General features: G+C 38.7%; 22 protein-coding genes. 18 read left to right on the top strand and 4 right to left on the bottom strand.

The genetic code is table 11. The features are described 5' to 3' along the window. Positions 1 to 14 precede the first annotated feature (14 nt). From A5816_RS03530 to A5816_RS03555, 6 genes are all read left to right on the top strand, one after another. Complete coding sequence (locus A5816_RS03530; protein WP_086310724.1) at positions 15 to 995, top strand: LacI family DNA-binding transcriptional regulator; 981 nt, start codon at positions 15 to 17, stop codon at positions 993 to 995. A gap of 193 nt (positions 996 to 1,188) precedes the next feature. Then, the gene (gene tsaB / locus A5816_RS03535; RefSeq protein ID WP_206676050.1) at positions 1,189 to 1,911 is read left to right on the top strand and encodes a tRNA (adenosine(37)-N6)-threonylcarbamoyltransferase complex dimerization subunit type 1 TsaB; all 723 of its coding nucleotides are present in this window, start codon (positions 1,189 to 1,191) and stop codon (positions 1,909 to 1,911) included. Beyond that, complete coding sequence (rimI, locus tag A5816_RS03540) at positions 1,895 to 2,437, top strand: ribosomal protein S18-alanine N-acetyltransferase (protein WP_086310726.1); 543 nt, start codon at positions 1,895 to 1,897, stop codon at positions 2,435 to 2,437. Before tsaB ends, rimI (A5816_RS03540) begins: the two co-directional genes overlap by 17 nt. A 6-nt stretch (positions 2,438 to 2,443) precedes the next feature. Then, entirely contained in the window at positions 2,444 to 2,908 is a 465-nt protein-coding gene (rimI, locus tag A5816_RS03545; RefSeq protein WP_086310727.1) for a ribosomal protein S18-alanine N-acetyltransferase, read from the top strand. Further along, positions 2,905 to 3,921 (top strand): tRNA (adenosine(37)-N6)-threonylcarbamoyltransferase complex transferase subunit TsaD, encoded by a 1,017-nt coding sequence (tsaD, locus tag A5816_RS03550; protein ID WP_086310728.1) that lies wholly within the window; start codon positions 2,905 to 2,907, stop codon positions 3,919 to 3,921. The genes rimI (A5816_RS03545) and tsaD overlap by 4 nt, the downstream gene beginning before the upstream one ends. 377 nt (positions 3,922 to 4,298) lie before the next feature. Next, positions 4,299 to 4,988 carry a CpsD/CapB family tyrosine-protein kinase gene (locus tag A5816_RS03555; RefSeq protein WP_086311164.1) on the top strand — a complete coding sequence of 230 codons (690 nt, stop codon included), beginning with the start codon at positions 4,299 to 4,301 and terminating at the stop codon, positions 4,986 to 4,988. A 61-nt stretch (positions 4,989 to 5,049) separates the two neighbouring features. Here the strand turns inward: A5816_RS03555 and A5816_RS03560 are convergent, their stop codons facing one another. After that, positions 5,050 to 5,751, bottom strand: coding sequence for a Crp/Fnr family transcriptional regulator (locus A5816_RS03560; RefSeq protein ID WP_086310729.1), 702 nt, complete (start codon positions 5,749 to 5,751; stop codon positions 5,050 to 5,052). Between the two features lie 460 nt (positions 5,752 to 6,211). Here A5816_RS03560 and arcA point away from each other — a divergent pair, with 460 nt between their 5' ends. From arcA to argS, 4 genes are all read left to right on the top strand, one after another. Further along, positions 6,212 to 7,441 carry an arginine deiminase gene (gene arcA / locus A5816_RS03565; RefSeq protein WP_086310730.1) on the top strand — a complete coding sequence of 410 codons (1,230 nt, stop codon included), beginning with the start codon at positions 6,212 to 6,214 and terminating at the stop codon, positions 7,439 to 7,441. Between the two features lie 90 nt (positions 7,442 to 7,531). Beyond that, complete coding sequence (argF, locus tag A5816_RS03570) at positions 7,532 to 8,551, top strand: ornithine carbamoyltransferase (protein ID WP_002288437.1); 1,020 nt, start codon at positions 7,532 to 7,534, stop codon at positions 8,549 to 8,551. A gap of 114 nt (positions 8,552 to 8,665) precedes the next feature. After that, positions 8,666 to 9,613 carry a carbamate kinase gene (gene arcC / locus A5816_RS03575; RefSeq protein WP_002313642.1) on the top strand — a complete coding sequence of 316 codons (948 nt, stop codon included), beginning with the start codon at positions 8,666 to 8,668 and terminating at the stop codon, positions 9,611 to 9,613. A gap of 421 nt (positions 9,614 to 10,034) precedes the next feature. Beyond that, positions 10,035 to 11,726, top strand: a complete 1,692-nt coding sequence (gene argS, locus A5816_RS03580) for an arginine--tRNA ligase (protein WP_086310731.1) — start codon at positions 10,035 to 10,037, stop codon at positions 11,724 to 11,726. Between the two features lie 179 nt (positions 11,727 to 11,905). On the opposite strand, the gene phnX is transcribed toward argS, so the two are convergent. The 3 genes from phnX to A5816_RS03595 form a co-directional block, all read right to left on the bottom strand. Then, positions 11,906 to 12,691, bottom strand: a complete 786-nt coding sequence (gene phnX / locus A5816_RS03585) for a phosphonoacetaldehyde hydrolase (protein ID WP_086310732.1) — start codon at positions 12,689 to 12,691, stop codon at positions 11,906 to 11,908. Further along, the gene (gene phnW / locus A5816_RS03590; protein ID WP_086311165.1) at positions 12,684 to 13,775 is read right to left on the bottom strand and encodes a 2-aminoethylphosphonate--pyruvate transaminase; all 1,092 of its coding nucleotides are present in this window, start codon (positions 13,773 to 13,775) and stop codon (positions 12,684 to 12,686) included. Before phnW ends, phnX begins: the two co-directional genes overlap by 8 nt. A 219-nt stretch (positions 13,776 to 13,994) precedes the next feature. Then, positions 13,995 to 14,474 carry an arginine repressor gene (locus tag A5816_RS03595; RefSeq protein WP_086310733.1) on the bottom strand — a complete coding sequence of 160 codons (480 nt, stop codon included), beginning with the start codon at positions 14,472 to 14,474 and terminating at the stop codon, positions 13,995 to 13,997. 358 nt (positions 14,475 to 14,832) lie between these two features. Here A5816_RS03595 and rpsB point away from each other — a divergent pair, with 358 nt between their 5' ends. The 8 genes from rpsB (at position 14,833) to A5816_RS03635 (ending at position 23,022) form a co-directional block, all read left to right on the top strand. Next, complete coding sequence (gene rpsB / locus A5816_RS03600) at positions 14,833 to 15,615, top strand: 30S ribosomal protein S2 (RefSeq protein WP_002293880.1); 783 nt, start codon at positions 14,833 to 14,835, stop codon at positions 15,613 to 15,615. A gap of 97 nt (positions 15,616 to 15,712) precedes the next feature. Next, positions 15,713 to 16,594, top strand: coding sequence for a translation elongation factor Ts (tsf, locus tag A5816_RS03605; RefSeq protein ID WP_086310734.1), 882 nt, complete (start codon positions 15,713 to 15,715; stop codon positions 16,592 to 16,594). Between the two features lie 135 nt (positions 16,595 to 16,729). After that, on the top strand, positions 16,730 to 17,452 hold the full coding sequence (gene pyrH, locus A5816_RS03610; protein WP_002293877.1) for a UMP kinase: 723 nt from the start codon (positions 16,730 to 16,732) through the stop codon (positions 17,450 to 17,452). Positions 17,453 to 17,454: 2 nt separating this feature from the next. Next, entirely contained in the window at positions 17,455 to 18,012 is a 558-nt protein-coding gene (gene frr, locus A5816_RS03615; RefSeq protein ID WP_002293875.1) for a ribosome recycling factor, read from the top strand. 194 nt (positions 18,013 to 18,206) lie between these two features. Beyond that, a complete protein-coding gene (locus A5816_RS03620; protein ID WP_086310735.1) occupies positions 18,207 to 19,019 on the top strand; it encodes an isoprenyl transferase in 813 nt (270 codons plus the stop codon). Then, positions 19,016 to 19,816 carry a phosphatidate cytidylyltransferase gene (locus tag A5816_RS03625; protein WP_002308898.1) on the top strand — a complete coding sequence of 267 codons (801 nt, stop codon included), beginning with the start codon at positions 19,016 to 19,018 and terminating at the stop codon, positions 19,814 to 19,816. The genes A5816_RS03620 and A5816_RS03625 overlap by 4 nt, the downstream gene beginning before the upstream one ends. Positions 19,817 to 19,976: 160 nt before the next feature. Then, complete coding sequence (gene rseP, locus A5816_RS03630) at positions 19,977 to 21,245, top strand: RIP metalloprotease RseP (RefSeq protein WP_086310736.1); 1,269 nt, start codon at positions 19,977 to 19,979, stop codon at positions 21,243 to 21,245. A gap of 67 nt (positions 21,246 to 21,312) precedes the next feature. Next, complete coding sequence (locus A5816_RS03635; RefSeq protein WP_002314809.1) at positions 21,313 to 23,022, top strand: proline--tRNA ligase; 1,710 nt, start codon at positions 21,313 to 21,315, stop codon at positions 23,020 to 23,022. The last annotated feature ends 27 nt before the right edge of the window (positions 23,023 to 23,049 follow it).

A 23,049-nucleotide genomic window follows, 5' to 3' on the forward strand; every position in this document is an offset into this window, starting at 1 on the left:
AGGAGGAGAGACAAATGGCAACAATTAAAGACATCGCTCAGTTGGCAGGAGTTTCTCCTGCTACTGTTTCAAGAGTGCTCAACTACGATCCTGAACTTTCCGTCGGCTTAGCCACAAAGCAAAAAATTTTTGAAGCAGCGGAACGCTTGAATTATACGAAGCACCGCAAAAATGCAGCGAATGCTAAGCAAACCCTTCGTCTGATCCAATGGTACGATGATACAGAAGAACTTGAAGATCTTTATTATTTGTCTATTCGTTTAGGAATCGAAAAAAAGGCAGAAGAAGCAAACGTTACTTTGTTGAAAGAAACGTGGGATTCCATTAGTGAGCTTCCAGCGGATGGAACGATCGCATTAGGGAAATTCGATGAAGCTCAGCTGTTGGATTTGAAACAATCTCAACAAGCCCTGCTTCTGGTAGATTCTGATGGCACTTCTCAAGGAATCGATTCTATAGTTGTCGATTTTAAGTCGAGTGTTCAAAAAGTCATTGAGCACTTTGTTTCCCAGGATGCACAACATATCGCGATGCTTGCTGGAACAGAATATACAAAGAAAAACCATCAGCGACTAAGGGATCCTAGAATCATGGCATTCCAACAAGTTTTAGCAGAAAAAGGCTACGACGAAGGTTCAATTATCGAAGCAGATTTTTCTGTCGAGTCAGGCTATCAAGCGGTTAAAAAATATTTAAAAACAAATGAGCAGATTCCTGATGCACTTTTTGCGGCTAATGATGCATTAGCGATTGGCGCGCTGAAAGCGATTCAAGAAACAGGTTTAACGGTGCCAGAAGATATTTCCGTGATGGGTTTCAACGATGTCAGTGTAGCGAAATATGTAACACCCTCTCTTTCTACTGTGAAAGTTTATACGGAATGGATGGGAGAGCTAGCAGTGGAGACGATCCTTCAACTAAGTAATTCCAAAGCACCAGTTTCAAGAAAAATCATTGTGGAAACAGAGTTGATTGTTCGAGAGTCGACGAAATAAAAAAAGAAAAAGTTGTGGTAAAGTGTCGTGATACCGCAGCTTTTTTTGTGTATGTAAAGAAGAAACTAGATTTGCCGGTCAGCAGATAATCATGTATCATTGTACTAGTTTTGCCTTTGATATTTTCATCATTGGAATAAAAAAGTATGCTACAATGGAAGGCAAGAATGTTATAGCAGAAAGGATCAAATATATGATTACATTAGGAATAGATACTGCAAATCAAACTTTGGCGATCGGTGTGGTGGAAGACAAACAAATTCTTGGGCAAATACAGACAAATATCAAACGCAACCACAGTGTGACGCTGATGCCTGCCATTGACCAATTGTTTGCAGATCTTCAAATGAGTCCCCAAAACATTGACCGAATCGCGGTTTCTGATGGTCCCGGTTCTTATACCGGACTTCGTATAGGTGTAACGACAGCGAAAACGATTGCTTATACACTAGATAAAGATCTAATAGGAGTGTCTAGCCTGAAAGCCATCGCGGCTAATTGCGTCGGGGTGAATAAAATGATTGTGCCCATGTTTGATGCTCGAAGAAAAAATGTCTATGCTGGGGCATACCGCTGGAAAGAAAATAGATTAGAAACTGTACTTGAAGATGTACATATTGCTGCTTCTGATTTGTTTGCACAACTACAAGAGCTGAATGAAGCTATTTATTTCGTTGGGAGTGATTGTCATAAATTCATCTCTGAAATAAAAGAAATGCTGCCTGATGCGATGATTAATACAGTTCCAGCATGGGATATCCCAAGTGGTGTGACTGTGGCTCAATTAGGTGCGTTGGATGAACCAGCTGCAGATAAACAAGCTTTTCTCCCTCGTTATTTAAAACGAGTAGAAGCTGAAGAGAAATGGTTAGAGACGCACACGCCTGGAGACGAAAGCTATGTTGAAAAAATTTAAAGCATATGCTAGAAGCCTTTTTCAAGATAAAATGATCTATACAGAAAAAACAATCGAACAAATCGATCGTCGCTATATACTAAGAGAATTGACTACAGAAGATATCAAAGAGCTGTTGGATGTCGAACGAGAAGTCTATAATGGCGAGTTGCCATGGACAAAAAGTGCTTTTATGTCAGAGTTGAAGTCACCGCTCCCTCATCTATATTTAGGGATCTTTGATAATGGAAGAATGATCGGGTTTGTCGGTTCAAGGGCGTTCGGTTTAGATTGTCATATCACGAATATTGCTGTTCGACCGGCATATCAGCGTAAACGAATCGGTTCGCTGCTTATTGACGAAATCGAGAACTTTGCTATAATGAATCGCTGTGAGACGATGTCATTGGAAGTACGTATGAGTAATCAGGATGCGCAAAGACTTTATCGGAAATTAGGGTTTCAAGCAACGACGATCAAAAAAAGATATTACACTGAAACAAAAGAAGATGCGTTGGATATGATAAAAATTTTAGAAAATGAGTGAGATTAGTTGATTTGCAGAAAAAAAGATTTTGAAGAAGCATATTTGGCAGAATGCGTATGGGCAATTAGCGAAAATGCTTATCCATATGGCTCACCTTGGACGAAGATGCAGTTTTTGACAGATATCCAACAGCCCCACACGGATTATTTGCTTTTAGTTGAAGATAACCAGATCTGTGGTTTTGTCGGGTATTCGAAAGTAATGGATGAAGTCGAAATCACAAATATCGCTGTTGCAGTTTCAGAACAAGGAAAAGGCTATGCACGGCATTTGCTACATCTGCTGATTGCGGAACAAATAAAAGATTCGCTGCATGTTTTTTTAGAAGTACGTCTGTCTAATGAAGCAGCAAGAAAACTTTATGAATCAGAAAAGTTCCGTATATTAGGTAAACGGAAATCATATTATCGCAATCCGACAGAAGATGCGATCATTATGAGCAGAAAGTTAAAAACGGAGACGATAAAATGAATGAAGAATTGATTCTGGCAATTGAATCAAGTTGTGATGAAACGAGTGTAGCGGTCGTTAGAAATGGAACAGAGATCTTATCTAACATCGTTGCTTCCCAAATAAACAGTCATAAACGTTTTGGCGGAGTGGTGCCTGAAGTAGCTAGCCGCCATCATGTAGAACAAATAACCTTATGCTTGGAAGATGCACTGGTAGAAGCTGGTGTATCGGCAAAAGATTTATCGGCAGTCGCTGTCACTTATGGGCCTGGACTCGTCGGCTCTTTATTGATTGGTATTTCTGCAGCTAAGGCTTTTGCTTGGGCACACCAATTGCCGCTGATTCCTGTGAACCATATGGCAGGTCATATTTATGCCGCACGTCTGGTCAAACCATTCCAGTTTCCATTGATGGCACTTCTTGTTAGCGGAGGACATACAGAATTAGTCTATATGCAAGAAGATGGATCATATGAAATCATTGGGGAGACAAGAGATGACGCAGCAGGAGAAGCTTATGACAAAGTTGGAAGAGTATTAGGTCTTTCTTATCCAAGTGGAAAAGAAATCGATCAGCTAGCTCATCAAGGAAAAGATAATTATCATTTTCCACGAGCGATGATCCATGAAGATAATTATGATTTCAGTTTTAGTGGATTAAAAAGTGCATTTATCAATTTGGTGCATAATGCACAACAGCGTGGAGAAGATCTAGACAAAAATGATTTAGCAGCTAGCTTTCAAGCAAGTGTGATTGATGTATTGATTACTAAAACACTTCGAGCGTGTCAAAATTATCCAGTCAAGCAACTGATTGTAGCTGGAGGTGTAGCGGCCAATCAAGGGTTGCGTGAAGGATTGCAAGCTGCTCTGTCAGCTAAACTCCCTGAAGTAGAATTAGTGATTCCACCTCTGAGACTTTGTGGAGATAATGCTGCAATGATTGGAGCAGCAGCACATGTGGAAATGCAAAAAAGAAATTTTGCCAGCTATCAGTTGAATGCTGATCCAAGCTTGGTTTTATCTGAATAAATGAAAGAGAGTGCGAAAAAGCTGCCTTGCATCAAGTTATAAGAACAGCAAAGAAAAAAACAGCTTCACATGTTTTTGATTTGGTTGAATTTATTACCGTAGATGCAAGCTTTTGAACACTATTTATTGTAATAAGGGTTGTGACAGATTTTTGTCACAACCCTATTTTTTTGTCTACTTTTAATAGTATGTGTTATTTAAATTTATATTAGAGCTTATTTTCAAAACGTTTTATGCTATTTTATATAATAAAAAATAGTTATTATATAAATTGTGTTCGTTTTTTTCCTGTGCTATGATTAATTCAATAAATCATAGGATTTATTCGTGTACATAGAAAGTCTGAATACAAAATGAAAAAAGAAAGTAGAGAGAATATGAAAAAAAAGAAAATAGCTGCCTCTCCGGTTCCTTTAGTTGCACTAGCTGATCAATCGATTACTGCCGAGAAATATCGAACGATCCGGTCCAACATCCAGTTTGCAGCGATTGATCGGGAATTGAATACATTGGTCATCACTTCTTCCGGCCCAGATGAAGGGAAATCTATTACTGCCGCTAATCTAGCAGTAGTTTTTGCAAATAGTGGAAAACAGGTCTTACTTGTAGATGCGGATTTGAGGAAACCAACTGTAGCATTGTCTTTTCAATTGCCACATAATGAAGGATTGAGTAATTTACTTAGTGAGCGTGAACGGATAGCGGACGATTACATAACTGAAACACATATAGAAAATCTTTGGGTCTTGCCCAGTGGTCCAAAGCCGCCGAATCCTTCGGAAGTTTTAGGGACGAAAAGAATGGAAGAGATAATAGAGGAACTGATACTTGACTTTGATCTGGTCATCTTTGATATGCCTCCGGTAGCAACTGTAACGGATGCTCAAATCCTTGCAGCAAAAACGGATGGAACGCTACTTGTTGTCAGAGAAAGAAAGACAAAGAAACAAGAGTTGTTAAAAGCGAAAGAACTGTTGCAGATTGCAAAAGCAAATATATTAGGTGTAGTTTACAATGGAACAAAAAAAGAGAGTGATCTCACTTATTATTACCAATCACTTGAATAGACGAAACAAAAATAAACAGCGACTCCGATAAATATCAGGATCGCTGTTTATTTTTGTCGCGTTATTCTCTCATAGCTGGAGTAGTAGCGGTCTTACAGAAAGTAAAATGCTTTTTGTGATAATCTAACAATCCTGAATCACGTAGTTGTTTGATTACTTGTCCAGCAGTTTCCCGTGTCGTGCCGCTATTCACTGCTAATTCTTTTAAGGTAATTGGATAAGGAATGGTGATATGGCCGTCTTTTGTTGGTACGCCAAGTTCTTCTTTCAAAATGAATAGATTTTGTTTCACTCGGTCAAAAGCACTGGAAGTTAATCCAATTTGGATACGTAACTCATGTATTTCGACTACTTTAGAAATTTTTTGGATCATATAGATCAGTTGTTCAGGATTTTTTCGTGCTAATTTTTCATAGTAGGAAACAGGAAGATAGAAAGTTTCGATATCAGTCATCGCTTGAGCTGTATAAGTGTAGGTCTCTTCTCCGAACATTCCTGACATAGGAAAAAGGTTATTGGTAGTCACGTAATCATAATAATAATAGGTGGCACTTTCATCGTAACGTTCTAAACGAACAAGTCCTTTGGTCAAGATATATAACCGTTGTCTAGGATCTCCATCATCAAAAAGGATTTGTCCTTTCTTATAGGAACGAAGAACAGTATGTTCCTTGATCTGTTGGAACTCTTCATCCGAGAAATGTTCAAAATCAGGTTGATATCTGAGTTTTGAAAAGTGAAAATCGATTTTATTAACACGCATTAAAAAGTCCTCTCCTTATTGTTCACTATATTTATTGTTACTTTTTTTAAAGAATTTGTAAAGTTTTAACATATCTGGATTACACATAAGTTTTAATACTTTACAAATTTAATTTGTTATTATGTAAAAAATATACATTCACATTGAATAATTTATTTTGAAGATAAGTATTTGTGTATAAAAAACAATAATAATACATATAGCAAACGCTAACAATGTTAGTATAGTTTATTTTTTCAATTTATTCAAAAAAATTTTTTAGATGAATAAATATTTTTTTGGAAGTGTATACAGAATAAAAAATGAATAAATTACGCTTAAAATTAGAAAAACGTTTAATTATTTAATTATCGAATATTAATGTGAGGGATGTCTCATTTTGAATGAGACAAAATTATGAAAGTGATTACAAAAGGAGGCTATCCTATACATGTAATCAAAAAGAAGGAGGCAACACAACATGGATAAACCTATTCACGTTTTCTCTGAAATAGGGAAATTAAAGACAGTTTTACTGAAACGGCCTGGACAAGAAGTGGAAAATTTGACACCAGATATTATGGATCGTCTGTTGTTTGATGATATTCCATATCTTCCGATTGCTCAAGAAGAACATGACAACTTTGCAAAGACCTTGCAAAACGAAGGCGTCGAAACTCTTTACTTGGAAAAATTAGCAGCAGAAGCGATTGACGCAGGCAACGTCAAAGAACAATTCTTGAATAAAATGTTGGATGAATCTCATATCGTATCGAATGCAGTAAGAGATGGTCTTCATGAGTTCCTTCTATCAATGGAAACACAAGAAATGGTAGATAAAATCATGGCTGGGGTACGTACAAAAGATATCGAGGTACGTTCTAGCAGCCTATATGATCTTTCAGCAGACGACGACTATCCATTTTACATGGACCCAATGCCAAACTTGTACTTTACACGCGATCCTTCCGCATCAATGGGAAATGGGATGACCGTCAATAAGATGACTTTTGAAGCACGTCGTCGTGAATCGATGTTTACAGAATATATTTTGAAACATCATCCAAGATTTGCCAATAAAGGGATCGAAGTATGGTTGGATCGTGAAAATCCAGATCATATCGAAGGTGGAGACGAATTAATCTTAAGCGATAAAGTAGTAGCAGTTGGGATTTCTCAACGAACAAATGCAAAAGCTTTAGAAAAATTAGCACGCCATCTATTCGCAAAAAATTCAGGATTTGAAAAAGTATTAGCAATCAAAATCCCGAACAACCGTGCAATGATGCATTTGGACACCGTATTCACAATGGTAGACCATGACAAATTCACTATCCATCCAGCAATCCAAAGTAAAGACGGTAAGATGGATGTCTTTACGATCGAACCAGATGGTGATGATATCAAGATTACTCATTCAGATAACTTACACGAAACGATGAAAGCTGCTCTTGGATTAGATGATCTTGTATTGATTCCAACTGGTAATGGGGATGAGATCGTTGCCCCTAGAGAACAATGGAATGACGGATCCAATACATTGGCAATCGCTCCAGGTGTCGTAGTCACTTACAATCGGAATTACGTATCGAATGAATTGCTTCGTAGCTATGGTATCAAAGTGTTGGAAATCAATTCAAGTGAATTGTCACGAGGTCGTGGCGGTCCACGTTGCATGAGTCAACCACTTGTCCGTGAAGACTTGAAGTAGTTTATAACCTGACGGCAGTCTTACTGTCAGCTGTCGTCAGGATTTCCTCTTTAATCTTAAATAAAAACAATCTAAAGGAGAATGTTTAATATGAAAGAATCAGTATTCCAAGGAAGAAGTTTATTAGCAGAAAAAGATTTTACAAAAGAAGAGTTACAATATTTGATCGATTTTTCAGAACACTTGAAAGACTTGAAAAAACGTGGGATCCCACATCACTATCTAGAAGGAAAAAATATCGCACTTTTATTTGAAAAAACATCTACACGTACTCGTTCTGCATTTACCACTGCAGCAATCGATCTAGGCGCACATCCTGAATACCTAGGTGCGAATGACATCCAATTAGGTAAAAAAGAATCAACAGAAGATACAGCTAAAGTGTTAGGTCGTATGTTTGACGGAATCGAATTCCGTGGATTCAGTCAAAAAATGGTAGAGGAACTAGCAGAATTCTCTGGCGTTCCAGTTTGGAATGGCTTGACTGACGAATGGCATCCAACACAAATGATCGCTGACTTTTTAACTATCCAGGAAAACTTTGGAACTGTAGAAGGTATCACTGTTGCATACTGTGGAGATGGTCGAAACAATATGGCTAACTCTTTATTAGTAACAGGTGCAATTTTGGGAGCAAACATGCGTATCGTTGCACCAAAAGAATTACAACCTGAAGAAGAAATCGTCAAAATGGCAGAAGGTTTTGCTGAAAAATCAGGGGCACAATTGATGATTACCGACGATGTTGATAAAGGTGTAGACGGAGCAGACGTGCTTTATTCTGATGTATGGGTATCAATGGGTGAAGAAGATAAATTTGAAGAACGGATCAAATTGTTGAAACCTTACCAAATCAATATGGAAATGGTAGAAAAAACACACAATACAGATCGTTTGATCTTCTTGCACTGCTTACCAGCTTTCCATGATACAAACACTGTTTACGGTGAACAAATGAAAGAACGCTTTGGCATCACTGAAATGGAAGTAACAGATGAAGTCTTCCGTAGCAAATATGCTCGTCAATTTGACCAAGCAGAAAATCGTATGCATTCAATCAAAGCAATCATGGCAGCAACATTAGGTAACTTGTTTATCCCTCGCGTTTAAGCATAACCACATTCATCTCACGAAAAAACGAGTCAGCATTGAGGGAAAATCACAAAACGCTGGCTCGTTTTGTTATCTAGAAAATTCAGGAGAACTGAAGAAAGGACGAATGAAATGGCCAAACGAAAAGTAGTTGTCGCTTTAGGAGGCAATGCCATCTTGTCTACGGATGCAAGTGCAAAAGCCCAACAAGAAGCGTTAATGGAAACAGCAAAGTATTTAGTGAAATTTATCGAACAAGGAGATGAATTAATCATCTCTCACGGAAATGGTCCGCAAGTCGGCAACCTATTGATTCAGCAGCAAGCTGCTGATTCTGAGAAAACACCAGCAATGCCTTTAGATACATGTGTCGCAATGACAGAAGGGTCAATCGGCTACTGGCTCCAAAACGCGATGGGTGAAGTACTGAAGGAAAAAGGGATCGATAAAGATGTAGTTTCTTTAGTCACTCAAGTCATTGTGGATGAAAACGATCCTTCCTTCAAAAATCCAAGTAAACCAGTCGGCCCATTCTACACGGAAGAAGAAGCGAAAGAACAAATGAATGCTGATTCTACTGTGACATTCAAAGAAGACGCTGGACGTGGATGGAGAAAAGTAGTCGCTTCCCCTAAACCAATTTCGATTAAAGAAGCACGTGTCATCGAAACGCTAGTCGAACAAGGAGTTATCACGGTGTCTGTCGGCGGTGGCGGGATTCCTGTTGTAGAAACAGCGACCGGATTAGAAGGGCGAGAAGCCGTGATCGATAAAGATTTTGCTTCAGAAAAATTAGCCGAAATCATCGATGCGGATTTGCTGATCGTATTGACAGGTGTAGACAATGTGTATGTCAATTACCAAAAACCGGATCAAAAGAAACTAGAAACTGTTACTGTTTCAGAAATGAAACAATACATTGATGAAAAACAGTTCGCTCCAGGAAGCATGCTTCCGAAAGTAGAAGCAGCTATTGCATTTGTTGAAGCAAAACCGAACGCTAAGGCAATCATCACTTCTTTAGAAAACATTGAAAATCTTTTAGCTTCTGAAGAAGGAACGATTATCGTAGCTGATTAATTTGTTAAGTCTTTCGTATTTACGAAATGATTTATAACTATCCAGGTGGTATTTCTTCTCCTTTAGGCCATCTGGATTGTTTTTTTATTAAAAACGACTAGCCTTTCGTTTTTTTTTCTGATATAATTCAAGAAAGTTTAATAAGATTAAGATTTGTTGAACAAGAGAGTACTTGTATCATTCTTGGCTAGCGAATTCGGAAGTGGTGGAAGCCGAATGAAGGAGATACAACGAAGCGCACTTGGAGAATTCTGTTTTAAACAGACGGTCGTCTACCGATATCAGATGGAGCTGGTCCTTTTTTAGGACAATTGGAGTGGTACCGCGGGAAATCTCGTCTCTAATGATGGCATACTAAGTATGTCGTCATTAGAGATTTTTTTTGTTGAACAAATAAGAGTGTATTTTAGGAGGAATAAAGATGAATAATAAAGATCTTGTCGCAAAAGCCGTCTATGACGTTGTCAAAGACGATTTGACACTTGAACAAGTCGAACAATTACTAGAAAATCCAAAATCAGCCGAACACGGGGATGTGGCATTTCCAGCCTTTTCATTAGCAAAAGTTTACCGAAAAGCGCCACAGCAAATCGCTGCAGATTTAGCAGAAAAAATCGACTCTGCCAACTTTGAAAAAATCGAAGTGGTTGGACCTTACTTGAACTTTTTCATGAATAAAGAACTTATCAGCAAAAAAGTTTTGCAAACAGTAGTGAAAGAAAAAGAACATTATGGGGACAGCAATATCGGGAATCAAGGAACCGTACCGATCGATATGTCTTCTCCAAATATTGCAAAACCAATCTCAATGGGACATTTACGTTCGACAGTTATCGGTAATTCGATTGGCTTCATTATGGAAAAAATCGGATACCAGCCAATCCGCATCAATCATTTAGGTGACTGGGGCACGCAATTCGGAAAACTGATTGTTGCTTACAAAAAATGGGGTTCAGAAGAAGCGGTCAAAGCAGAGCCAATCAATGAACTGCTTCGTTTGTATGTCCAATTCCATGAAGTAGCTGAAACAGAACCAGAATTAAATGAAGAAGCTCGTGCTTGGTTCAAACGTCTAGAAGAAGGCGATGAAGAAGCTATCCAATTGTGGCAATGGTTCCGTGATGAATCGATGAAAGAATTCAACAAAATCTATGATCTACTGGAAGTACAGTTTGATTCATTGAACGGTGAAGCTTTCTATAATGACAAAATGGATGAAATCGTCGAACTTTTAGAAGAAAAACATTTGCTGAACGAAGATAAAGGTGCGGAGATCGTTGACCTTTCTGCTTACGATTTGAATCCAGCATTAATCAAGAAATCAGATGGCGCGACACTATACATCACACGTGACTTAGCTGCCGCATTGTATCGTAAACGTACCTATGACTTCAAACAATCTCTATATGTAGTAGGGAATGAACAAAGTTATCATTTCAAACAATTGAAAGCTGTCTTGAAGGAAATGGGCTTTGACTGGTCTGACGATATGCACCATATCCCATTTGGTTTGATCACACAAGGTGGTAAAAAATTATCAACTCGTAAAGGAAAAATCGTCTTACTAGAAGAAGTATTGAATGAAGCAATCCAATCTGCTAAAGAACAGATCAGCGAGAAAAACCCTGATTTAGAAAACAAAGATGTTGTAGCTAAACAAGTAGGGGTTGGGGCAGTCATCTTCCATGATTTGAAAAACGATCGTCTCAATACATTTGACTTCAACTTGGAAGAAGTGGTTCGTTTTGAAGGAGAAACTGGACCTTATGTGCAATATACACATGCTCGTGCAGTCAGTCTGTTGGAAAAAGCAGGATTCGTCCCTTCAGAAACAGCAAATTATGCGTTGAATGACGATATCAGCTGGGAAGTAGTCAAATTGGTTCAAAAATATCCTGAAATAGTCTTATCAGCTGGGGAAAAATATGAACCTTCAGTGATTGCGAAACATGCAATCAAATTAGCACAGGCATTCAACAAATACTATGCTCATACGAAGATTTTAGCTGACGATGAACAAAAAGAAGCACGCTTAGCTTTAGTGTATGCAGTGACTGTATTATTGAAAGAAGATCTTCGTTTGCTAGGACTTCATGCACCAGATAAGATGTAAGAAAAAAAGAATGTGAAATCAGTGTTCAGCTCCGAGTCACAAGGAACAATTTCAAAAAACAGCTTCTCATGTTTGTTGGATATTGTGACTTGTGACCGAGGAGTTGGTAGGAGAACACCATTTATTCGCAATAAGGGCTGTGACAATATTTTTGTCACAGCTCTTATTTTGTATAAAAGTCATTCTGGGTTCTTGTCAGCGTACAAAATGTATTCTGTTAACTCCTTCAAGTTATTTACGCAAAGATCAGCACCAGCTTGTTGGAACCTAAGTGCAACAGACTGTTTTAAGCGATCTTTTTCCTCCGTCTCTATTTGTTGGTATGCATCATAAGAAAGTCCCATCAGCGAACTACCTTCAATCACACCTACTGTAAACACCCCTGCATTTTTCCCTTCTTGGATATCTGAGACCGTATCTCCGACTTTGATTACTTCATCAACCGAGTTGTTTTTGAAATACTGTATGTTTTTATGAATCATATAAGGAAATGGTCGTCCATATCCTTCGACGTCTTCAGAAGTTGCCATGAAGTCTGGTGAATACCCTTCTTTTTTTGCGGTTTCTGCTACGATTGCCATCATAGGAGCAGTAAATCCAGTCGTGGAACCAATATTGATCCCAGCGTTTCTCAACCGTTCGATCGTTTCCAATGTGTCGGGTTTCAAGGTAGAATGCTGGGCCAAATCTTTAAACAGATAATGTTCAAATTGCTGATACAATTCCTCCACCTCTTTTTCCTGAGGTAGTTGTCCATGAATCGCTATCCATTGTTCTTTGACAGAAGGGAGGGAAAGAAGCTGTTGGATATGATCCCATTTTAATTTTCCCATCGGTTCGCGGATCTCTTTGTCAGTCAGTTGGATCCCTTTTTCTAGAAAAGCATTTCTAAAAGCGTGGACAGGAGCCATACAGCCAAAGTCCACAGTTGTTCCTGCCCAATCAAAAATTACAGTTTTAATCATTAATGTTCTCCTTATAGTCTTTGATAATTGCTGTTAGTTCTAAAATGTCTTCTGGATAAATCTCGCCAATATTACCGATACGAAAACATTCATGATCGCTGATTTTCCCAGGATAGATCACAAATCCGTTTTGTTTTAAATGCTGATAGAAATGATTGAAATCAAATCGCCAGTCTTTAGGGTAAAGAAAAGAGGTAATGAATGGCCCCTGATACTCTTGGATGAAAGGCTGGAACCCCATCTCTGTCATTTTTTGTCGTAGCACATGATTATTGGCGAGATAACGTGAATATCGAGTTTCGATCCCTCCTTCTAGCTCTAGTTCCTTCAATGCCTGTTGAAAAGCCAAAACCGTATGAGTAGGGGAAGTGAAACGCCATTTGCCATTCTCGTTTTCCATCACGCGGTACTGGTCATACAGATCAAGTGACAAACTTCGACTGATATTTTTTCGCTTTTCTAGTTCCGCTTTATTAGCAAGTACAAAAGAAAAACCTGGAACACCTTGAATACATTTGTTTGAGCTGGAAATCAAAAAATCGATCCCTAGTTCCGCTACATGAATCGGTATCCCACCAAAGCTGGACATCGCATCCACTATAAACAAAAGATCTCTTTCCCGTGTGACAGCAGCAATTTCTTCCAAATCATTCAAAATACCGGAAGTAGTCTCACTATGGACCATTGCAAGTGCGGAGATAGAAGGATTCTCTTCAATCAACTGTGTAATCATATGTGCTTGGGGGATTTGGTGTTCAGGTACTTCATAAACTGCATAGTTTAGTTGCAGACATTTGCACATGGCAATCATTCGTTGACCGTATGCGCCATTTGAACAAATTAGCAAAGTATCATCTGGTCTGATCACAGAACTTAAAACAGATTCTACCCCAAAGGAGCCGCTGCCTTGCATCAAGACCGTTGTGTATAGTTCTTCCGGTACTTGAGCAAGTTGCAGCAATTTTTTTCTTATCCATTGTGTCATCTCTTTGTATTCTTGATCCCAGGTACAATGATCGGTCAGCATAGCTTTTTTCACTGTTTCAGAAGTCGTTAATGGTCCAGGCGTTAATAATTTATACATGCGATTTCCTTTCATTTCTTTTTTATTGACATACACAAAGAGCAAGACTCTGCTCTTGCTAACATCCAATATAAATGATGAGTATTGTGATTTAATCAAAGTTATGAAAAGTTTAAATAAAAACTGATGTATTTTTGTAAAGAGTGTAAAGGTTTATTTAACAAGGAAAATATTGAAAATAAAAAAACACGCATTCCTTATTAGGAACACGTGCTCTGATTAAAAAAGTGATACTTCAGTCGGATGGTGAAGAAATTCTTCTACTTGTTTTGCATCCTCCTCATTTTCTGAGATGATCATAATCGTATCAAATCCAGCAATCGTACTGACGATAGGAGGAGGCTTGATCTCATCTAAAACAGATGCAAATAAATGAGCATTGTCTGGCAAGGTATTAACGATTGTCAAAAAGTGGACTCGTTCGACTTTCAACACAATGTCTTCGATCATTTGAATCAGCCGATCCTCTTCTTCAGTCCTAGTATCAGGAGTACCTTTTTCGCGAAACAACACAAAACGGGAAATACCGTTTTCATCAGGCGCCTTCACGATTTTCAGATCACGGATATCTCGAGAAATCGTTGCTTGCGTTGCGGTAACGCCATAATGCCCAAGTTTGTTTAATAGTTCTTCTTGCGTACGGATCGGGAATTCTTCAATGACTTGTTTAATCAGCAAATGTCTTTGAGCTTTGCGCATTTTCTTTCTCCTTTACGAAAGATTTCACATGTATCATAACAAAAAAAAGAAGGATTGCCCAATAATATTCGTCTTTTACACCTAAAATTATTTTATGGAAAAAAGAGAATAAAGAAACAAAGAGAAATCTACTGTTTTTCTTGAATTCTTTTTGTCTTTCAGGTAAACTATTGAATGTTGAGCAGAAAAGTACATTTGCTCTTGCGATACGGATCTTTTGTCTGTATAATAGCTGAGGGTGCTTTATGCATCAGCAAATCCACATTCTTATTGGATTGTCGGTAGGTGCTTGAAAAAGTTTGCCGGCAAGGTAGAAGATAAGAAGAGGGAAAATAAAACCAAATCGGAGGAAACAAACATGGCAGTAATTTCTATGAAACAATTACTAGAAGCCGGCGTACACTTTGGTCACCAAACTCGTCGCTGGAACCCAAAAATGAAGAAATATATCTTCACAGAAAGAAACGGAATCTACATTATTGACTTACAAAAAACAGTTAAATTAGTAGATGCAGCTTATGATTACATGAAGAGCGTTGCTGAAGAAGGCGGCGTAGCATTATTCGTAGGTACAAAAAAACAAGCACAAGAAGCAATCAAAGAAGAAGCAACTCGTGCAGGACAATACTTCGTTAACCATCGTTGGTTAGGCGGAACATTGACAAACTGGGATACTATCCAAAAACGTATCAGCCGTTTGAAACAAATCAATGCAATGGAAGAAGATGGAACTTTTGAAGTTCTACCTAAAAAAGAAGTTGCTGGTTTGAACAAAGAACGCGAACGTCTTGAAAAATTCTTAGGCGGTATCGCTGATATGCCAAGAATCCCAGATGTAATGTACATCGTTGACCCACGTAAAGAACGTATTGCTGTTCAAGAAGCACACAAATTAAATATCCCAATCGTAGCTATGGTTGATACAAACTGCGATCCAGATGAAATCGACGTAGTAATCCCTTCAAACGACGACGCAATTCGTGCCGTTAAATTGATTACTTCAAAAATGGCTGATGCTTTCATCGAAGGAAACCAAGGTGAAGATCAAGTAGTTGAAGAAGATTTCACAGAAGAAAACACAGCAACATCAATCGAAGAAATCGTAGATGTTGTTGAAGGCGACAATTCTTCAGCAGAATAATTTTGAATGATGGAGCTGTTTCAAAGGCTGGGCGACAAGCCTCACTCTCCTTTGAAGCAGCTTTTTTTAAAAAGAACACACACAGGAGGAGTTAAACATGGCAGACGTTACAGCTAAAATGGTAAAAGAACTACGCGAAATGACTGGCGTAGGAATGATGGATGCGAAAAAAGCATTAGTTGAAGTAGAAGGCGATATGGAAAAAGCAGTTGATCTTTTACGTGAAAAAGGAATGGCAAAGGCTGCAAAGAAAAATGACCGCATTGCCGCTGAAGGATTAGCTTCAGTTGCTGTGAAAGGTAACACTGCAGCAATCGTTGAAGTAAACTCAGAAACAGACTTTGTATCTAAAAATGAAATGTTCCAAGACTTAGTAAAAGAAATCGCAGAACTTATTGCTGAAAACAAACCAGCAGACATGGAAGCTGCAATGAAAATCAAAACAGATAAAGGAACGATTGAATCTGACTTGATCGAAGCAACTCAAGTTATCGGAGAAAAAATCAGCTTCCGTCGCTTTGAAGTTGTAGAAAAAGACGACAATGCTGCATTTGGCGGATACTTGCATATGGGCGGACGTATTGCTGTATTGACTGTTCTAGACGGAACAACAGATGAAACAGTTGCAAGAGACGTAGCTATGCACGTAGCAGCTATCAATCCTCGCTATGTAAACGAATCACAAATTCCAGAAGCTGAATTAGAACATGAAAAAACTGTTCTTACAGAACAAGCATTGAACGAAGGCAAACCAGCGAATATCGTTGAAAAAATGGTAGAAGGACGCTTGAAGAAATTCAAAGCAGAAATCGCTTTGGTTGACCAACCATTCGTTAAAGATCCTGATATGACTGTTGAAAAATACGTTGCTTCAAAAGGCGCAACTGTTAAAACATTCGTACGTTTCGAAGTTGGCGAAGGTATCGAAAAACGCGAAGATAACTTTGTAGAAGAAGTTATGAGCCAAGTGAAAAAATAATTCTGTTGAATGACAGACGGGAACGCACGCTTTGTGCGCTCCCTTTTTTTAAGCAAAACAAGAAAAACCAGGCTTAGCGTGTCGAAATCATCTAAGTATGGTAAAATGGCAATAGAAAATATTGGAGGAATGAACATGGTCACACCGAAATATCAGCGTGTAGTCTTAAAATTGAGTGGAGAAGCTTTAGCTGGGGATGCAGGATTTGGAATCAAACCACCAGTAATCAAAGAAATCATCCAAGAAATCAAAGAAGTTCATGAACTGGGCGTTGAAATGGCAATCGTTGTGGGCGGCGGAAATATCTGGCGCGGACAAATCGGAGCACAAATGGGCATGGAACGCGCTCAAGCTGATTACATGGGTATGTTAGCTACAGTTATGAATGCCTTAGCTTTACAGGATACGTTGGAAAACGTGGGTGTACCGACACGCGTGCAAACTTCGATTGAAATGCGTCAAATCGCAGAGCCATACATTCGCCGTAAAGCAGAACGTCATTTAGAAAAAGGACGGATTGTTATTTTTGCGGGGGGTACCGGCAACCCGTACTTCTCGACAGATACAACAGCAGCATTACGCGCAGCAGAAATCGGCGCAGATGTTATCCTGATGGCTAAAAACAATGTAGACGGTGTTTATTCTGCTGATCCGAAAGTAGATGCAAATGCAGTGAAATTTGAAGAACTGACTCATCTGGAAGTTATTGCTAAAGGATTACAAGTCATGGATTCAACTGCAAGTTCACTAAGCATGGATAATGACATTCCATTGCTTGTCTTCAATTTAAATGAACACGGAAATATTCGCCGGGCAATCTTAGGCGAAAATATCGGAACGACTGTAAGGGGGAAATAAAAATGGCAGATGCAATTATGACAGAAGCAAAAGAAAAAATGAAAAAAGCAGCACAAAATCTTCAACGTGAACTTGGACAAATCCGCGCAGGTCGCGCGAATGCTAGCCTTTTGGATCGAATCACTGTGAATTATTACGGTGCACCAACTCCATTGAACCAAATGGCGTCAATCCAAATCCCAGAAGCACGTGTTTTAATGATCACGCCTTTTGACAAGAGCATTCTTCAAGATGTTGAAAAAGCTATTATGGCAAGTGATATCGGAATCAGTCCTACCAATGATGGAAATGTTATTCGTTTGGTTATCCCGCAACTGACAGAAGAACGCAGAAAAGAATTAGCTAAAGATGTGAAAAAAGAAGCAGAAAATGCAAAAATCGCGATTCGTAACATCCGACGTGATGCGATCGATGAATATAAAAAACAACAAAAAAATGGTGACATTACCGAAGATGATTTGCGCGGACTAGAAAAAGACGTACAAACATTGACAGATAACAGCATTAAAGAAGTAGATAAGATCGCTGCTGATAAAGAAAAAGAATTATTGGAAGTTTAATAAAACCATAAAAACAGAGGGGCGGATCATTCCGCTTCCTCTGTTTTTATTTATGTTTCTTTTATTTAAAGATTAAAAAAAGAAAAAATTATTCAGTTTTTAAATAAAAAAACAATGATTCCATAGGAAAAACGTTTAGATATTGCTATAATACTTAAGATAGTGGGAATCTTTTAAGTATAGGAGGAAAAAGAATGTTACGTTTTTTTCCGCAAAAAAACAAATATATTCAAGAAAAAAGCGAATTTCAATTTAATGTCGATGGACCAATTCCTCAACACGTTGCCATCATCATGGACGGCAATGGTCGTTGGGCGCAAAACCGGCGTTTGCCCAGAGTCGCTGGCCATAAAGAAGGTATGGAAACAGTAAAGAAAGTCACAAAGAAAGCATCAAGGCTTGGAGTGAAAGTATTGACGCTTTATGCTTTTTCAACTGAAAACTGGAAGCGTCCAAAAGATGAAGTAAGTTTTCTCATGCAACTACCTGTCGACTTTTTTGATACGTTCGTACCAGAATTGATCAAAGAAAACGTCAAAGTCCATGTCATGGGGTATGAGAACGTGTTACCAGAACATACGCAAGACGCTGTAAAACGTGCAATTGAGCAAACAAAAGACAATACCGGAATGGTGTTAAACTTTGCTTTGAATTACGGAAGCAGAGCAGAAATCGTGACTGCAGTCCAAAACATTGCTGAAGAAGTAGCAAAGGGAGAAATACAGGCAGAAGAAATCGATGATGAATTGATTGCCAACCATCTAATGACAGGTTTCTTGCCCAAAGAATTACAAGATCCTGAGTTGATGATCCGTACAAGCGGAGAAGAGCGGATCAGTAATTTTCTGTTATGGCAGATTGCATATAGTGAATTGTATTTTACAAAAGCACTTTGGCCTGATTTTGACGGTGCACATTTTGAAGAAGCAATTGCCTCTTATCAAAATCGAGATCGTCGATTCGGCGGTGTAAAAAAAACAGAAAATGAGAAAGGGGATCAGTCATGAAACAACGTGTAATCACAGCAGCCGTGGCGCTTGTCTTGTTTATTCCGATTATATGGATTGGGGGCATAGCGGTTGAGCTTACCGCAGCAGTCTTAGCTGTGGTAGGAGTTTATGAGCTTTTCCGGATGAAAGGATTGACCCTCCTAAGTTTTGAAGGAGTTTTATCCGCTATTGGTGCAGTGCTCCTTGTCTTGCCAAAAGAAAGATGGTTCTTCTTTCTTCCAGAGAACGTCAGTACATTTATGCTATTTTATCTTATCGTTATGATCCTGTTGGGGACGTCAGTTATTTCTAAAAATACGTATACGATTGATGAAGCGGGTTTCCCAGTGCTTGTCAGTTTGTATGTAGGAATAGGCTTCCAGAATTTCGTCAATGCACGAACAGAAAGTTTAGCTGTTTTGATTTTTGGTCTGTTTATCGTTTGGGCAACTGATATTGGTGCTTATATGGTTGGCCGTCGTTATGGACAACACAAGTTAAGTCCGGATATTTCACCGAACAAAACGATTGAAGGCGCGCTAGGCGGGATTGGAAGTGCTGTTGTAGTCGCATTTCTTTATCTATTGTTGTATCCAGCAAAAGAACTATTCAATCATGGTATGTTTGTCATGCTTCTGATGACGATTATTTTTTCGGCAGTCGGACAATTTGGCGATTTGGTCGAATCAGCAATCAAACGCCATTATGATGTGAAAGACTCAGGAAATATCTTACCGGGCCACGGAGGAATCTTAGACCGTTTCGATAGCTTGCTGTTTGTATTCCCTATCATGCATTTATTTGGCATTATTTAGTAAGTATACCTGCGTTTCTTTGTGATTTTCATAAAAGACGCAGGTTTTTGTTTCTCATTTTATTGATACTATTGGTGTCTTAGGTATACTATGGTAAAATTATAGTGTTTTAACGTTGTTTAAAAAAACACACAAAAAACAAGTAAAGGAGAAAAAAGCTATGAAAACGATACTAACATTTATCATTGTTTTTGGTATATTAGTGATTGTTCATGAGTTTGGTCATTTCTTCTTTGCGAAACGATCAGGAATCCTCGTTCGCGAATTTGCTATCGGTATGGGTCCGAAGATTTATGGGCATCAAGCAAAAGACGGGACAACATATACGCTTCGCCTATTACCTATTGGCGGTTATGTTCGAATGGCAGGCAATGGGGATGATGAAACAGAAATGGCACCAGGTATGCCTCTTTCTCTTTTACTAAATTCTGACGGCATCGTAGAGAAGATAAATTTAAGTAAGAAAATCCAATTGACAAATGCTATCCCAATGGAATTGAGCCGTTATGATTTAGAAGATGAGCTGACTATCACTGGTTATGTGAATGGGGATGAAACAGAAGTAGTGACCTATCCTGTTGATCACGATGCGACGATTATTGAAACCGACGGAACAGAAATCAGAATTGCACCAAAAGATGTACAGTTCCAATCGGCTAAACTGTGGCAGCGTATGCTGACCAATTTTGCCGGTCCGATGAATAACTTTATCTTGGCAATCGTGTTATTCATTATTCTTGCATTCATGCAAGGCGGTGTTCAAGTGACAAATACTAATCGTGTAGGAGAGATTATCCCTAATGGTGCTGCGGCAGAAGCAGGCTTAAAAGAAAATGATAAGGTAGTTAGTGTGAACGGTAAAGAAATCCACTCTTGGAACGATTTGACAACAGTCATCACGAAAAATCCAGGTAAAACATTAGATTTTGAGATCGAACGAGAAGGTAAGATGCAATCTGTCGACGTGACACCGAAATCTGTAGAGTCAAATGGCGAAAAAGTTGGCCAACTTGGCATACAAGCCCCAATGAATACAGGTTTTATGGATAAGATCATCGGCGGAACACGTCAAGCTTTTAGCGGTTCATTGGAAATTTTCAAAGCCTTAGGATCACTGTTTACAGGTTTTAGTTTAGATAAATTAGGCGGACCTGTTATGATGTACCAATTGTCTTCAGAAGCAGCAAACCAAGGTGTAACAACTGTTATTGGTTTGATGGCGCTTCTTTCAATGAACCTTGGAATCGTCAATCTGCTTCCAATCCCTGCCTTAGATGGTGGAAAATTAGTCTTGAATATTTTTGAAGGGATTCGTGGGAAACCATTAAGTCAAGAAAAAGAAGGAATATTGACATTAGCTGGCTTTGGATTTTTGATGTTGTTGATGGTGCTAGTTACATGGAACGATATTCAACGATTCTTTTTCTAGAAAAAGTTGACAAATAGGGTATAATAACAAACGATAACTATTTTGAGGAAATAAAGGAGTATATAGAATGAGACAATCAAAAATGTTGATTCCAACATTACGTGAAGTTCCAAATGATGCAGAAGTATTAAGTCATCAAATCTTGCTAAGAGCTGGATATATCCGTCAAGTATCAGCGGGTATCTATTCTTATCTGCCATTAGCAAATCGTGTATTAGAAAAGCTGAAACGTATCATGCGGGAAGAATTTGAAAAAATCGGTGCGGTAGAGATGCTGATGCCTGCTATCTTGCCAGCAGAACTTTGGGAAGAGTCAGGACGTTACGAAACATATGGCCCAAACTTGTATCGTTTCAAGGACCGTAATGATCGAAAAATGATTCTTGGACCAACTCACGAAGAAACTTTCACTGATTTGATGCGTAATGAAATCAATTCGTATAAGAAACTACCTTTGAATCTTTATCAAATCCAACCTAAGTATCGTGACGAAAAACGTCCTCGCTTTGGTTTGCTTCGCGGACGTGAGTTTATCATGAAAGATGCGTATTCTTTCCATGCAACGGAAGAAAGTTTAGACGAAACATATAAAGATTATGAAAAAGCCTATACCGAAGTTTTCAAGCGTTGCGGTTTGGAATTTCGTTCAATCATCGGAGACGGTGGCGCAATGGGCGGGAAAGACTCAAAGGAATTCATGGCAATCTCAGAGATTGGGGAGGATACGATCTGTTATTCGACTGAAAGTGACTATGCTGCAAACTTGGAGATGGCTACAAGCTACTATGTATCAAAAAAATCGCATGAAACACAGCTTGAGTTAGAGAAAGTAGCTACACCTAACGTAAAATCAATTGATGAAGTAGCAGATTTCTTTTCTGTTGAACCTCAAAAAATCATCAAGTCTGTATTGTTCATTGCGGATGAACAACCTGTCCTTGTTTTGGTACGCGGAGACCATGAAGTCAATGACGTAAAACTGAAAAACTATTTATCTGCTGACTTTTTAGAAGAAGCGACGGAAGAAGAAGCACAAAAATATCTAGGTGCTGAGTTTGGTTCTGTCGGACCAATCGGTGTTTCAGATGACGTAAAAGTATATGCAGACCGTTATGTCCAAGATTTAGCGAATGCCATTACTGGAGCGAACGAAACAGGATTCCACTATAAAAATGTGAATCCAGAACGCGATTTCACTGTGCTTTCTTATGAAGATCTTCGTTTTGTACAAGAAGGAGATCCTTCACCAGACAACAACGGTGTTCTTGCCTTTACTCGAGGAATCGAAATCGGACATATCTTCAAAATTGGCACTCGTTACAGTGAATCTATGGGAGCAACCGTTCTAGACGAAAACGGACGGGAAAAATTTGTGATTATGGGCTGTTATGGTATCGGTGTGAGCCGGTTATTATCAGCAATCGTAGAACAACATTCAGATGAACAAGGAATCAATTGGCCAAAAGGAATTGCGCCATTTGATCTGCATATCGTCCAAATGAATCTAAAAGACGAATACCAAACAAACTTGACGAATGAACTAGAAGAAGCGATGACAAAAGCTGGTTATGAAGTACTGGTTGATGACAGAAATGAACGCGCAGGAGTGAAATTCGCAGATTCTGATTTGATTGGCTGTCCAATCAGAATTACTGTCGGTAAAAAAGCAGTGGATGGAATCGTAGAAGTGAAAATCAAGAAAACTGGCGAAATGGTTGAAGTACGTAAAGAAGAATTGGCGAATACTTTACCAATCCTCTTGAACCAAGGCGAATAATAAGCGTTAAAACACAGAAAAGTAAAA

This window comes from Enterococcus sp. 3G1_DIV0629 (genome assembly GCF_002141285.1).
In the GTDB taxonomy this organism is placed as follows: Bacteria; Bacillota; Bacilli; order Lactobacillales; family Enterococcaceae; genus Enterococcus_B; species Enterococcus_B lactis.

What these genes read in the sequence shown, in the direction of transcription:
- tsf (WP_086310734.1), top strand. Translation starts at nt 15,713, where the DNA reads ATGGCAGACGTTACAGCTAAAATGGTAAAAGAACTACGCGAAATGACT.
- A5816_RS03595 (WP_086310733.1), bottom strand. Translation starts at nt 14,474, where the DNA reads ATGCGCAAAGCTCAAAGACATTTGCTGATTAAACAAGTCATTGAAGAA.
- A5816_RS03635 (WP_002314809.1), top strand. Translation starts at nt 21,313, where the DNA reads ATGAGACAATCAAAAATGTTGATTCCAACATTACGTGAAGTTCCAAAT.
- arcA (WP_086310730.1), top strand. Translation starts at nt 6,212, where the DNA reads ATGGATAAACCTATTCACGTTTTCTCTGAAATAGGGAAATTAAAGACA.
- arcC (WP_002313642.1), top strand. Translation starts at nt 8,666, where the DNA reads ATGGCCAAACGAAAAGTAGTTGTCGCTTTAGGAGGCAATGCCATCTTG.
- tsaD (WP_086310728.1), top strand. Translation starts at nt 2,905, where the DNA reads ATGAATGAAGAATTGATTCTGGCAATTGAATCAAGTTGTGATGAAACG.
- rpsB (WP_002293880.1), top strand. Translation starts at nt 14,833, where the DNA reads ATGGCAGTAATTTCTATGAAACAATTACTAGAAGCCGGCGTACACTTT.
- argS (WP_086310731.1), top strand. Translation starts at nt 10,035, where the DNA reads ATGAATAATAAAGATCTTGTCGCAAAAGCCGTCTATGACGTTGTCAAA.
- frr (WP_002293875.1), top strand. Translation starts at nt 17,455, where the DNA reads ATGGCAGATGCAATTATGACAGAAGCAAAAGAAAAAATGAAAAAAGCA.
- tsaB (WP_206676050.1), top strand. Translation starts at nt 1,189, where the DNA reads ATGATTACATTAGGAATAGATACTGCAAATCAAACTTTGGCGATCGGT.
- A5816_RS03555 (WP_086311164.1), top strand. Translation starts at nt 4,299, where the DNA reads ATGAAAAAAAAGAAAATAGCTGCCTCTCCGGTTCCTTTAGTTGCACTA.
- rimI (WP_086310726.1), top strand. Translation starts at nt 1,895, where the DNA reads ATGTTGAAAAAATTTAAAGCATATGCTAGAAGCCTTTTTCAAGATAAA.
- A5816_RS03620 (WP_086310735.1), top strand. Translation starts at nt 18,207, where the DNA reads ATGTTACGTTTTTTTCCGCAAAAAAACAAATATATTCAAGAAAAAAGC.
- A5816_RS03530 (WP_086310724.1), top strand. Translation starts at nt 15, where the DNA reads ATGGCAACAATTAAAGACATCGCTCAGTTGGCAGGAGTTTCTCCTGCT.
- phnW (WP_086311165.1), bottom strand. Translation starts at nt 13,775, where the DNA reads ATGTATAAATTATTAACGCCTGGACCATTAACGACTTCTGAAACAGTG.
- argF (WP_002288437.1), top strand. Translation starts at nt 7,532, where the DNA reads ATGAAAGAATCAGTATTCCAAGGAAGAAGTTTATTAGCAGAAAAAGAT.
- pyrH (WP_002293877.1), top strand. Translation starts at nt 16,730, where the DNA reads ATGGTCACACCGAAATATCAGCGTGTAGTCTTAAAATTGAGTGGAGAA.
- A5816_RS03625 (WP_002308898.1), top strand. Translation starts at nt 19,016, where the DNA reads ATGAAACAACGTGTAATCACAGCAGCCGTGGCGCTTGTCTTGTTTATT.
- phnX (WP_086310732.1), bottom strand. Translation starts at nt 12,691, where the DNA reads ATGATTAAAACTGTAATTTTTGATTGGGCAGGAACAACTGTGGACTTT.
- rseP (WP_086310736.1), top strand. Translation starts at nt 19,977, where the DNA reads ATGAAAACGATACTAACATTTATCATTGTTTTTGGTATATTAGTGATT.
- A5816_RS03560 (WP_086310729.1), bottom strand. Translation starts at nt 5,751, where the DNA reads ATGCGTGTTAATAAAATCGATTTTCACTTTTCAAAACTCAGATATCAA.